This window comes from Arcobacter sp. CECT 8983 (genome assembly GCF_004118855.1).
GTDB lineage: Bacteria > Campylobacterota > Campylobacteria > Campylobacterales > Arcobacteraceae > Halarcobacter.
The window spans coordinates 267,120-279,482 of sequence record NZ_PDKF01000008.1 but is presented as its reverse complement, the minus strand read 5'-3'; the positions used below and the strand labels follow the sequence as shown (position 1 = coordinate 279,482).

General features: G+C 27.0%; 14 protein-coding genes. 9 read left to right on the top strand and 5 right to left on the bottom strand.

What is annotated here, in order from left to right:
- Nucleotides 1-206: 206 nt before the first annotated feature.
- The 3 genes from CRV01_RS10320 to CRV01_RS10310 all read right to left on the bottom strand — a co-directional run bounded on the left by CRV01_RS10320 (nucleotide 207) and on the right by CRV01_RS10310 (nucleotide 1,430).
- Complete coding sequence (locus CRV01_RS10320; RefSeq protein WP_129008128.1) at nucleotides 207-569, bottom strand: hypothetical protein; 363 nt, start codon at nucleotides 567-569, stop codon at nucleotides 207-209.
- An 86-nt stretch (nucleotides 570-655) separates the two neighbouring features.
- Nucleotides 656-895: a hypothetical protein gene (locus tag CRV01_RS10315; protein WP_129008127.1), complete on the bottom strand. Its 240-nt coding sequence runs from the start codon at nucleotides 893-895 to the stop codon at nucleotides 656-658.
- A gap of 7 nt (nucleotides 896-902) precedes the next feature.
- The gene (locus CRV01_RS10310) at nucleotides 903-1,430 is read right to left on the bottom strand and encodes a hypothetical protein (RefSeq protein ID WP_129008126.1); all 528 of its coding nucleotides are present in this window, start codon (nucleotides 1,428-1,430) and stop codon (nucleotides 903-905) included.
- Nucleotides 1,431-1,570: 140 nt separating this feature from the next.
- Here CRV01_RS10310 and radA point away from each other — a divergent pair, with 140 nt between their 5' ends.
- Nucleotides 1,571-2,920, top strand: coding sequence for a DNA repair protein RadA (gene radA / locus CRV01_RS10305; protein WP_129008125.1), 1,350 nt, complete (start codon nucleotides 1,571-1,573; stop codon nucleotides 2,918-2,920).
- A gap of 45 nt (nucleotides 2,921-2,965) precedes the next feature.
- On the opposite strand, the gene CRV01_RS10300 is transcribed toward radA, so the two are convergent.
- A complete protein-coding gene (locus tag CRV01_RS10300; protein ID WP_129008124.1) occupies nucleotides 2,966-3,370 on the bottom strand; it encodes a thioesterase family protein in 405 nt (134 codons plus the stop codon).
- A 110-nt stretch (nucleotides 3,371-3,480) separates the two neighbouring features.
- On the opposite strand from CRV01_RS10300, the gene ybeY reads away from it, so the two are divergent.
- Complete coding sequence (gene ybeY, locus CRV01_RS10295; protein ID WP_129008123.1) at nucleotides 3,481-3,900, top strand: rRNA maturation RNase YbeY; 420 nt, start codon at nucleotides 3,481-3,483, stop codon at nucleotides 3,898-3,900.
- On the top strand, nucleotides 3,901-4,818 hold the full coding sequence (locus tag CRV01_RS10290) for a calcium/sodium antiporter (protein WP_129008122.1): 918 nt from the start codon (nucleotides 3,901-3,903) through the stop codon (nucleotides 4,816-4,818). It begins immediately after the preceding gene.
- A 14-nt stretch (nucleotides 4,819-4,832) separates the two neighbouring features.
- Here the strand turns inward: CRV01_RS10290 and CRV01_RS10285 are convergent, their stop codons facing one another.
- A complete protein-coding gene (locus tag CRV01_RS10285) occupies nucleotides 4,833-5,234 on the bottom strand; it encodes a Fur family transcriptional regulator (protein WP_258238386.1) in 402 nt (133 codons plus the stop codon).
- Between the two features lie 198 nt (nucleotides 5,235-5,432).
- Between CRV01_RS10285 and CRV01_RS10280 the strand changes: the two genes are divergently transcribed.
- The 6 genes from CRV01_RS10280 to CRV01_RS10255 all read left to right on the top strand — a co-directional run bounded on the left by CRV01_RS10280 (nucleotide 5,433) and on the right by CRV01_RS10255 (nucleotide 12,357).
- Entirely contained in the window at nucleotides 5,433-5,870 is a 438-nt protein-coding gene (locus CRV01_RS10280) for a DNA starvation/stationary phase protection protein (protein ID WP_129008120.1), read from the top strand.
- Nucleotides 5,871-5,951: 81 nt separating this feature from the next.
- Complete coding sequence (locus CRV01_RS10275; protein WP_129008119.1) at nucleotides 5,952-6,605, top strand: ferritin family protein; 654 nt, start codon at nucleotides 5,952-5,954, stop codon at nucleotides 6,603-6,605.
- Between the two features lie 47 nt (nucleotides 6,606-6,652).
- The gene (locus CRV01_RS10270) at nucleotides 6,653-8,191 is read left to right on the top strand and encodes an endonuclease/exonuclease/phosphatase family protein (protein ID WP_129008118.1); all 1,539 of its coding nucleotides are present in this window, start codon (nucleotides 6,653-6,655) and stop codon (nucleotides 8,189-8,191) included.
- On the top strand, nucleotides 8,181-9,488 hold the full coding sequence (gene murJ / locus CRV01_RS10265; RefSeq protein WP_129008117.1) for a murein biosynthesis integral membrane protein MurJ: 1,308 nt from the start codon (nucleotides 8,181-8,183) through the stop codon (nucleotides 9,486-9,488). Before CRV01_RS10270 ends, murJ begins: the two co-directional genes overlap by 11 nt.
- Before the next feature lie 39 nt (nucleotides 9,489-9,527).
- Entirely contained in the window at nucleotides 9,528-11,237 is a 1,710-nt protein-coding gene (locus CRV01_RS10260) for an ABC transporter ATP-binding protein (RefSeq protein ID WP_129008116.1), read from the top strand.
- A 61-nt stretch (nucleotides 11,238-11,298) separates the two neighbouring features.
- The gene (locus CRV01_RS10255) at nucleotides 11,299-12,357 is read left to right on the top strand and encodes a quinone-dependent dihydroorotate dehydrogenase (RefSeq protein WP_129008115.1); all 1,059 of its coding nucleotides are present in this window, start codon (nucleotides 11,299-11,301) and stop codon (nucleotides 12,355-12,357) included.
- Nucleotides 12,358-12,363 lie beyond the last annotated feature (6 nt).

Genomic DNA, 12,363 nt, shown 5'->3' with positions numbered 1-12,363 from the left:
TTGAATATAATATATACAAATCTGTTAAAAGTAAATAAAATTTTTCTTACTTTTCAGTTATTATTGAAATTTATTAATTGCATAAGATTACATTATTGTTACATTATAGTGATTAAATAATATAATATGGTATTTAATGATATGAAAGTGTTTTATTTAGGTTTAAATATTTATTATGAAGATTAGAAAATAAATTTTTAAATAATTTATTTTACTAAATTAGCTTTCTCTTCCTTTAATTTTATTAAATGATATAAATTCCATATAGCAAAAGGAAAAAGATAAAAAGATAAAATAAAAAATAAAACTACATAAATAAAATTAAGAACTAAATTTCCTTTTTCTGGGAAAGCATGCGCCTCTTTTATTGAATAAAAGGGAATGATTACTAGTACTGAAGAAAAAGCTAAAAAAGTTAGACTTGAAGCTAGCAAAAAATCAAAAAAATCTGAACTTGGAGATGCTGTTGCCATAGTACCTACTGTCATTGAAATAAACCCACTTATTAAAACACCAATAAACAACTCAACTTTTAGCCCTAAAACTAAATACTTAACTCTTTTTTCCATTAAAACTCCTATTTAAATGAAGGTGTACCTAAAATCTGAAAGTTCCGAAATTTCACCATCAACTTTTATATTAATTTTGACATCAGCTAGCCTTTTATTAAAGGTGTTTCACTTCTAACCGAGATATAATTATAATGAGATTTCTCTTTGCATCTATCTTCTAAATTTTTTAGATATGTAGCAAGTTTAATATCTAATTTGGTATTTACAAAACCTGATACTGTGATCTTATGATTACTATTCTCTTTTTTTAAAATTGAATAAATATTAATTTTTTCTTTTATTTTTGAATATGAACTCCATATATAATCAGTATAAAGTAACATAATTAGCCTATGGACAAGTAAAAAGTCTAGAATCACAAACTTTTACAGTTTTTAAATATTCAACACTTTTATTCTCTTGCTCTTTATTTGTTTTTCCTGTAAATGCCTTTTGAACAGTATAAAAACTATCTGCACCTTTAATAGCTTTAAGATACATAGTCTCTTCTTTCTTTGTAATTTTACTTACCTTACAGCTCATCATAACTGTTTTAGTTTTATATCCATTTTCAAAAGATTCATCAATATCTTTAAAAGATGTGTCTTTACAACTTTTTGACCAAGCTTTTTTCATTTCTTCGACATATTCATCAACTGAATATCTTAAATTTCTATGATAAATATTAGTTGTAATCATTTCTGTCCAGTTTTTTAATTCTTCACTTTTAGGAATAAACTCATAAAATGACGTCCCATTTTGTATTTTTTTATATGCCAACTTGTAGTTTTTTGGAAAACTTTGTAGTAAGTTTTCATATTTAAGTTTGCTTGAGAATAAAGCTGTAGTGATAATAGCTATACAAAATAAAATCTTCATGAAGCTCCAAATAAATAATAAATTACATAATATAATATATGTAATAAATTTTATATTAAAAACCTTACATTTTGAAATATTTTTTCTATTCTTAAAAAAAGTTAACTATAATTGCGTTTAGATTTAAAAAGGAAAGACTTATGGCAAAAAAGAAAACATCACTTTTTGAGTGTCAAGCATGTGGAGAGCAAAGTACAAAATGGCTTGGTAAATGTCCTAACTGTGGTTCGTGGGATTCATTTATGGAATTAAATCAAGAACAACAAGAAGTTTTAAAACAAACTTCAAAAGTGATAAATACAAGTTCTAAAGCAACTCCTATTACAGATATACAACAAGATGATGTTATAAGGTTTTCTTCATATAACGATGAATTTGATTTAGTTTTAGGTGGAGGAATAGTTCCAGGAAGTTTAACCTTAATTGGAGGAAGTCCAGGAGTTGGAAAATCTACACTATTATTAAAAGTGGCTGGTTCTATTGCAGCAAGTGGCAAAAAAGTTTTATACGTTTCAGGGGAAGAAAGTTCAGGGCAAATAAAACTTCGAGCAAATAGATTAGAGGCGAATCACAAAGAGCTATTTTTATTAAGTGAAATTAAACTTGAAGAGATTCAAGATGAACTTTTAAGACAAAATTATGATGTAGTAATTATCGACTCAATTCAGACAATATATTCTTCAAATTTAACAAGTGCACCAGGGAGTGTTTCACAAGTTAGAGAGATTACTTTTGAACTTATGAGAAAAGCAAAAGAGTCTGATATTGCCATGTTTATTATTGGTCATATTACAAAAGATGGTTCAATTGCAGGACCAAGAGTATTAGAACACATGGTTGATACAGTTTTATATTTTGAAGGAGAAGCAAGTAAAGAGTTACGTATGTTAAGAGGTTTTAAAAATAGATTTGGTTCAACTTCTGAAATAGGTATCTTTGAAATGACACAAGAGGGATTAATTTCAGCAAAAGATATTGCTTCAAAATTTTTTGATAAAACAAAAGCACAAGCAGGTTCAGCCTTAACTGTAACTATGGAAGGAACAAGAGCATTAATCATAGAAGTTCAAGCTTTAGTTACAGAAAGTACCTATCCAAACCCTAAAAGAAGCGCAACTGGTTTTGATGCAAATAGATTAAATATGCTTCTAGCACTACTTGAAAAGAAAATTGATTTACCCTTAAATCATTATGATGTTTTTATAAATGTTTCTGGTGGAATAAAAATCAAAGAGAGTTCTGCTGATTTAGCTGTTATTGCAGCTATTATCTCTTCTTTTAGAGATAGACCTATTTCAAAAGAGTCTGTATTTATTGGTGAAGTTTCACTAACTGGTGAGATTAAAGATGTTTATTCTATTGATTTAAGACTAAGAGAAGCCCAAGCTCAAGGTATAAAAAAAGCAGTAGTGGCTTTAAAACCTAATTTAAAGCTTGATTTAAAAACCTATGCTGTAGATGAAGTTCCTAAAATGATAGAATTATTTTAGATTTATGTGTTCCTAAAATGATTGAGCTATTCTAAGCTCAATCATTTACTTACCAACTCTTTTATTAGCCCCAGACATTAATCTATCTTTAGTAACAATTGCTCTTGTATGGATACACTCTCCTACTTTTCCAGCACTATCAAAGGCTTCAACCTCAAATTTATAAAGTTTTCCTTCCATACCTATAAAAGTTGCCGTTGCTTTTACTACATCTCCTTCAAGTGTAGGTGCAAGGTGTTTTAAGTTAACTTCTACTCCAACAGATAATTGTCCTTCTTCATAAAAAGGTATCAAAACTTTTGCAGATGCACACTCCATAAGTGCTGTAAGTCTTGCTGTTGCAAATACTTCTGGGAAATCATCTTCTTTTGATATTTCTAAATTTTTTGCTAAATCTGATTGTTTTACTTTAAATTCAATAGTTGCTTGTGTTCCAATTTCTAATTCCATTTTTACTCCTAAAAATTTTATTCAATTATTGTATCAAATTTTTTGAAAAACTATTAATTGGTTACTTTATGATTTTCTGATATAATTCGCGAAAATTAAATAGGTAGATAATGATTGATTTAGATAATCAAACTGATATAACAATAAATACAGATTCTTTAGAACTGATTTTAAAAGAAGTTACATCAAAAGATATAGAATTGATTTTAGTAAATAATGAAGAGATTCAAGCTTTAAACAAAGAGCATAGAAATATTGATAAAGCAACAGATGTTTTATCTTTTCCTCTTGATTTTGATATGCCAAATATGCCATTAGGTTCAATTGTTATCTCAATAGATTTTGTAGATGAAAAAGCAAAAGAGTATAAGCATAGTTTTGAAGATGAGTTAAAACTTTTATTTATTCATGGTTTACTTCATCTTTTAGGCTTTGATCACGAGGTTGATGATGGAGAACATCGTCAAAAAGAAGAAGAATTGATTAATAAGTTTAATCTACCAAATAGTTTAATAGTAAGGAACTCATAAATGGATTTTTTGATATTTGTAGTATCTATGGGAGCACTAATTTATGGTGCAGATTTTATCATACAGCAAAGTGAAAAGATTGCATTACAATATAATATTTCTCATTTTATTATAGGTGCAACACTAATTGCTTTAGGTACAAGTTTACCTGAAATGGCTGTTTCTATGTCTGCTTCAATGAAAGGAAGTGGAGATATTGCTGTTGCAAATGTAATTGGAAGTACTATTTTTAATATTGCTATGGTTTTAGGTGCTGTCTTTATTCTTGCTAAAAAAATCACGCCAGATAGAGATCTTTTTGCAAAAGATTCTGCTTGGTCACTTTTTCCTATTTTAGTATTTATACTTATGGCAATAGATGGGGAACTAAATGCAATTGATGGTATTTTATTTCTTTGTTTAATGGGAGCTTATTTACTATTTCTTATTGGTTCAAATCAAGTTGATGCAGTAGATGAAGAACTTGCAAAAGAGAAATTTGAATGGCCAAAAACATTAACTCTATTAATTATTGGTTTTGTATTTGTTGTTGTTGGTGCAGATTTTGCAATTGATAGTGCAGGAAATATTGCAAGATCATTTGGTATTAGTGAGTGGGTAATTGGATTATTTTTAGTTGCCTTTGGTACGTCTTTACCTGAGCTTACTATTTCAATTAAATCAGCTATGAATAATAATGCTGATTTAGCAATTGGTAATATTATTGGTTCAAATGTTGCAAACTTTACAATGGTATTAGGTGTAAGTTCAATTATTAATACTTTAAATGTTGATTTAAGTAGAAACTTCTTTGATATAGCAGCTGCATTTGTAGTATCACTTATGTTAGTATTTATAACTGCCAATAAACTTTATAATAAAAGTGCTGGTATTGTCTTATTAGTAGTACTTGGATTAGTTATTCAAAATAGTCTATAAAAGACTATCTTGAATTATTTTTGACAAGATTTACAAAGTCCAGAAAAAACTACATCTACATTTTGTATTTGAAATGCAGAGTTCTCTTTAATAGAACTTTGTAATATTGATGTATCTATTGTAATATCTTCTATAATTCCGCATGAAGAACACACTAAATGTGAATGTTCTTCTTTTGCTAACTCATAAACAGATTTAGCTTCAGGGATTTTCACTTCATTTAAAAAAACTTTTTCTACCATTGCATTTACATTTTTGTAAATTGTTGCAAGAGAAATAGAAGGAAACTTTTCTAATAGCTTTTTATAAAGTTCATCAATATTCATATGTCCATTAGAGTATAGTTCTTCAACTATTGCAACTCTTTGAGGAGTTACCTTTAAATTATACTCTTTTAATAATAGTGAACTATTCATCATCTTTTCAACCTTTCCTGCACAGAATAATACTAAAATTTTTTTTAGTTTTCTATTTGCAGAGTTTTATATTATGAATAATATACAAAAAATGTAAAATAGATTTTATTAATTAATTTTAGTAGAAGATAATAATTTTCCTTTAAGTTTAAAATAATTATAATTATCCAAAGAAAAAAATTATCCAAAGGATTAAAAATGAAAAATCATATTAAACAATTAAAAGTCTTACAAGCAAGTTCTTTAGTAATGTTTACAAAACTACATAACTACCACTGGAATATCAAAGGTATGCAGTTTTTCCCAGTTCATGAAATGACAGAAAAAATGTATGAACAATTTAGCACTTTATATGATGATTGTGCAGAAAGAATCTTACAATTAGGAAATAAACCTTTTGTATTATTAACAGATTTAGAGAAAAACTCTTTTATAAAAGAAGATAAAAAAAGTGATTTTGAAGCAGAATATGTATTAAAAAATATTTTAGCTGATTTTGAAACTTTTTTAGAAGAGTTTAAAAAACTATCAAAAACTGCTGAAAAGAATGATGATAGTACAACAGTAACTTTTGCTGATGACAATATTACTCATTTAGAAAAAAATATTTGGATGATTAAAGCTACTTTATCTTAATATACTTACTTAAGTTTAGGTGAACTGCATTATATCAGTTCACCTAATATACCTATTTAAACTAAAATGTAAAGGAAAATCATGAGACAATATGAATCATTCAAATGTAATAAATGTGGAAATGTAATAGAAGTACAAAAAGTTGGTGGAGGAGAACTTCATTGCTGTGATGAAAAAATGGAAATGATTACTGAAAATTTAACTGCAGTTAACCTTATGAAAGCTTTTGCAGGTGAATCTATGGCAAGAAATAAATATGAATATTTTGCAAAAATTGCTCAAAAAGAGGGATATAGAGATATTGCAGCACATTTTCAAAGAGCAGCAGACAATGAAAAAATGCATGCAAAACTTGAATTAAAAGCCTGTAATGAGTTACTTACAGGAAAAGAGTTTGAAGATACAATTGGAAATTTAAAAATTGCAATAGCTGGTGAGAACTATGAAAATGAAACTATGTACCCAGACTTTGCAAAAATTGCAAAAGATGAAGGACATAATCAAATTTCAAATATGCTAAAACTAATTGGTAATGTTGAAATTGAACATGAAAATATGTACAAAGAGTTACTTGCAAGACTTGAAGCAGGTGAAGAATTTGTAAGTGAAGATGAAGATGAAGAGTGGATTTGTGAAGTATGTGGTCATATTCATAGAGGTAAAAAAGCTTTAAAAATGTGCCCAGTTTGTAAGCATCCACAAGAATATCAATCAAGACTAAAAAGTAAGAAATAATTATTAAATCAATTCTTTGATAAAATATCTTCTTTTAGGAGATATTTTTGATAAGAGTTTTTATTTTTTTATTTTTTTTACCACTGTTATTACTCTCTAAAGAGTTTTCATTAGCTTCATATAACGTAGAGAACTTTTTTGATTTAAACTATAACAAAACAGAATATACGGAATATCATCCAAATACAAAATCAAAATGGAATAAAAAAACTTTCCAAATAAAAGTAAACAATATTATAAAAGTTTTAAAAGAGTTAGATACGGATATTATTGCATTACAAGAAATAGAAAATAAAGAACTTTTAAAACTTCTTCAAAAAAAACTTCCCGATTATAAATATATATCTTTTAGTAAATATAAAAATGCAAGTATTGGATTAGGATTTTTAAGTAAAATTGAAATAATAGATGAAAAATCTATTAATATAAAATTTTCAAACAAAACCTATAGACCTATTTTAGAAACAACCTTTAAACTAAACAATAATGAATTTAAGATTTTTAATAATCACTGGCCATCTAAAAGAGTAGCAGAAAGTTTTCGTATAAAATTTGCAAAAAAACTTTTTGATAGATTAAATAGTATTCCAAGGGATTATGATTATATTTTATTAGGGGATTTTAACTCAAATTATAATGAATATGAAACTATATTTTATGAAAAAAGATTAAATAATACAAATGGTATAACTGGCATTAATCATGTTTTAAACAGCTTTATAAATAATCATTTAATAACAATAAGTGATATGAAAGACTCTTCAAAATTGTTTCATTATAATCCTTGGATTGAATTAAATATAGAAGAAAGGTTTTCAAGCAAATTTAGAGGAAGAAATATTACAGCTGATAATTTTTTATTTCCTTTTTCTATGTTTGATAAAAAAGGTTTTGCATATAAACAAAATAGCTTTAAAGTATTTAAACCAGAATATTTATATAAAAATAAAAGAATAAATAGATGGCAAATAAAAAATAAAGTGCATATTGGTAAAGGCTATTCCGATCACCTTCCTATTATTGCAAAATTTACAGATAAACCTCAAAAAAAATTAGAAGCACAAAATATAAAAACTATAAGTGATTTGTATCTTATAGAAAGACTTAATAAATCAATTATTTTAAAAAACTGTATTGTACTTTTAAAACAACAAGATTTTGCAATAATCAAACAAAAAAACAGTAGAGCTATTTTAATTTATAAAAATATTAAGAACCTTAGTGAAGGTTTTTCTTATGATTTAGAAATAGAACAAATAAAAACCTATAAAGGTTTAAAAGAGATCACTGATTTTGAAATAAAAACCTATAATGGAAAATTTTTAGACTACAAACAATTTTATAAAAAACACCTAGACTTGTCTGACTTAGAAAATCAAAATGAGATAGTAAAAGAGATAAAAGGCACTTATAAAAAGGGTTATTTATATTTTGATAATAAAAAAATAGCAGTTTATTTTAAAAACAAAAACAATATTCCTAAAAATGGTTCTTCTATTATCATAAAAAGAGCACAATTAGGATATTATATCAACAAAATTCAATTAGTAGTATTTAATAAAAGTGATATAGTATATGTTAATTAAGTCAATATTTACAAATAGTAGTGGTATTTTATTTTCTAGAATTTTAGGATTTATAAGAGATTTACTAACTGCTTCAATCTTAGGTGCAAATATCTATTCAGATATCTTTTTTGTTGCCTTTAAATTACCAAACCTTTTTAGAAGAATATTCGCAGAAGGAGCTTTTACACAAGCTTTTATTCCTTCTTATGCAAAATCAAAATATAAAATTAGATTTTCTTCAATCATATTTTTACAACTGTTTGCATTTTTGATTTTTTTATCCCTTGTAGTAACTTTGTTTTCAAGTCTCATTACAAAAGCGATTGCATTGGGTTTTGATGAACAAACCATTGAACTAGCTTCTCCTCTTGTTGCTATAAACTTTTACTATTTACCTTTAATTTTTGTAGTAACATTTATGGCTGCACTTTTACAATATAAAAATCATTTTGCAACTACGGCATTTTCAACTGCCCTTTTAAATCTTGCACTTATTGCAGCACTTTTAATCTCAAAAGATTTAGAGAAATATGAAATTACTTTTTACCTTTCTTATGGTGTATTAGTTGGTGGACTTTTACAAGTAGTAGTTCATTTAATTGCTGTAAAAAAATATAATCTATGTAAAGTTTTTACTTTTAAAAAACATAAGAAAAAAGAAGAAAATAGATTTTATAAAAGTTTCTTTGGAGCAACACTTGGAAGTTCAACTGCTCATATCTCAGCATTTTTAGATACATGGCTTGCTTCTTTTTTAGTAAGTGGTTCAATTTCGTACCTTTATTATGCAAATAGAGTTTTTCAACTTCCCCTTGCTCTTTTTGCCATTGCAACTTCAATTGCCCTATTTCCAATGATTGCAAAGGCAATAAAAAATAAAGATGAAAACAAAGCTTTAAAACTTATGAAAAAATCTTCAATCATACTTATAGGTTTACTTTCTATTGCTACATTAATTGGAATAGTTTTTAACAATGAAATTATTTGGCTTTTATTTGAAAGAGGTGCTTTTACAAATACTGATACTACAAATACAGCTTTGATTTTAACTATGTATTTAATAGGTCTTTTACCCTATGGTTTAGCAAAGATTTTTTCACTCTGGCTTTATTCTCATGAAAAACAGTTTTTAGCTGCTAAAATCTCTATGAAAGCATTAGGTTTTAATATTATTTTTTCATTGATTCTTATAAAACCATATGGTGCAGCAGGACTTGCATTTGCTAGCACACTTAGTGGTTTTATTTTATTACTTTTAACATTAAAAGAGTTTGGTTTAAAAAATCTTAAAACATTGTATTTTAGTAAACTTTAGATATAATATTAACTTTTTAGAACAAAACATAGGACTATAATGAAACAATTTTTCAAATATTATCTACCATATTATAAAAACTATAAATTAAAAATATTTTTTGCTTTAATAGGTATTATAGGAGTTGCAGGAGGAAGTGCTGGACTTGCTTATATTGTAAAACCTTTACTGGACCAAGTTTTTATTGAAAAAGACCAACAAATGCTTTATATAGTGCCAATTTTACTAATACTTGTACAAACAGCACAAGGGGTTGGTAAATATATTCAAATCTACTACACTTCTTATATCGGGCAAGATATAATTAGAGTTGTTAGAGATAAATTATTAGCACATATATTAACTTTAGATATAGATTTTTTTCAAAAAAAACATGGAGGAGAACTAATATCAAGAGTTACCAATGATATTAATAAAATCCAATCTGCTGTTTCAAGCCAAATTGCAGGTATGATTAGAGAAGTTTTAACAGTTATTGCATTAATCGGTGTTGTTATTTACCAAAGCGCTGAATTAGCATTTTATGGTCTTGTAATTATGCCTTTAGCCATTTATCCTCTTACAGTTTTAGCAAAAAAGATGAAAAAACTATCTTTTAAGTCTCAAGAAAAAGCATCAGATATTACCTCTCATTTAAGTGAGATTTTTAATAATGTTGAAATCATAAAAGCAAACTCAACAGAAAAAACAGAACTTGATAAATTTGAAAAACACAATAAAAAATTCTTTGATATCAATATAAAATCAGTTAAAACTTCAGAACTTACTTCTCCACTAATGGAGTTTTTAGGTGCTATCGCAGCAGCTATTGTTATAGTTTATGGTGGTAGTTTAGTAATAAAAGGTGAAATGACAACAGGTACATTTATGTCATTTATTGCAGCACTTTTTATGCTTTATGCGCCAATTAAAAGATTATCAACAATTTATAATAAACTTCAAAGTGCTATTGCTGCCCATGAAAGAATTCTATCAGTTTATGAAATTAAACCTACCATTTTAACAGGTGAACAAAATATTCCAACAAAAGTTCAAACAATTGAATTTAAAAATGTTGAACTAAAATATGATGACTTTGTTGCTTTAAAAAATATTAACCTAAATGCTACAAGAGGTGAAAAAGTTGCCCTTGTAGGAGATAGTGGTGGAGGAAAATCTTCTTTAATCAACCTTCTAATTAGATTTTATGATACAAGCAAAGGTCAAATTCTATTTAATGACACTTGTCTTAGAGATATTTGTATTAAAGATTTAAGAAAAAATATATCAGTTGTTACACAAAGAGTATATATCTTTAATGATACCGTTGCTTCAAATGTTGCTTATGGGGAAGAGTTAGATGAAGAAAGAGTAATTGAAGCATTAAACCAAGCCCATGCACTTGGTTTTGTAGAACAACTTGAAGATGGTATTAATACTGTTTTAGATGAGTTTGGTACAAATTTAAGTGGAGGTCAAAGACAAAGAATTGCAATAGCAAGAGCTTTATATAAAAACCCTCAAATCCTTATTTTAGATGAAGCAACATCAGCACTAGATAATGAAAGTGAATCAATTATTTCTGAAGTAATAGATGAAGTATCTCAAGACAGATTTGTTTTTGTAATTGCACATAGATTAAGCACTATTAAAAATGCTGATAAAATAGCAGTATTTAGAAAAGGTGAAATCGTTTGTGTAGGTAGTGAAAAAGAGTTATTGAATAATTGTAAAGAGTATCAAAGACTTTATAATCTTGCAAATATCTAGTATCAAGTTTTTTTCAATACTTTTTAGATAAAATGTTAAAATTTCATAAAAAGGGAAATATTTGTTTACCTATAACACATTAAAGAAAATATTATTTTTGTTTCAACCTGAAACTGCTCACCATTTAGGAGAGTATGGATTAAGATTTTTACCTAACTGTAGAATTCTTAATAATTATATGGTAAAGAAAAATTTTGTAATGAGCCCAAAACTTACACAAGAAGTTTTTGGTATTGAATTTAAAAATCCAGTAGGACTTGCAGCAGGTTTTGATAAAAATGCAACAATGATTAAATCTATGCCTGCACTTGGATTTGGTTTTACTGAAATTGGAACAATGACTCCAAGAGCTCAAGATGGAAATCCTAAACCTAGAATGTTTAGATATCCTGAGCAAAAATCAGTTCAAAATGCAATGGGATTTAACAATGAAGGTTCTGCAAAAGTATTAGAGAATCTAAAAAAAGTTTATCCTTTTACTATTCCTGTTGGAGTAAATATTGGAAAAAATAAAACAACACCGGAAGAGCATGCTCTTTTGGATTATAAAGCTTTAATTAGGAAGTTTAAAGATACTAGCGATTATTTAGTAATAAATATTTCTAGTCCAAATACTCCTAATTTAAGAGATTTACAAAATGAAAAATTTATTACTGAGCTTTTTTCTATGGCAAAAGAGCTTACAGATAAACCAATTTTTCTAAAAATTGCTCCTGATATGGAAGCTGATATAGCAATTGAACTTTGTAAAACTGCAGTAAATGCAGGAGCAGCTGGTATTATTGCTACAAATACAACAATTGATTATTCACTTGTACCTAATGCCAAAGATTTTGGTGGTCTAAGTGGAGAGTGCTTAACAGAAAAATCAAGAAATTTATTTGAGCAAATAGCAAAAGAATTATTTGGGAAAACTGTTTTGATTTCTGTTGGGGGTATTTCAACAGGAGAAGAAGCATACAAAAGATTAAAGCTTGGAGCGACACTTGTACAAGCTTATTCTGGTTTAGTTTTTGAAGGTCCATCAATGGTTAGAAAAATCAATGAAGAGATTTTAGAACTTATGCAAAGAGATGGATTTAATAGTATTTCTGAAGTAATTGGTTCAGATTTAAAATAGAAAAAA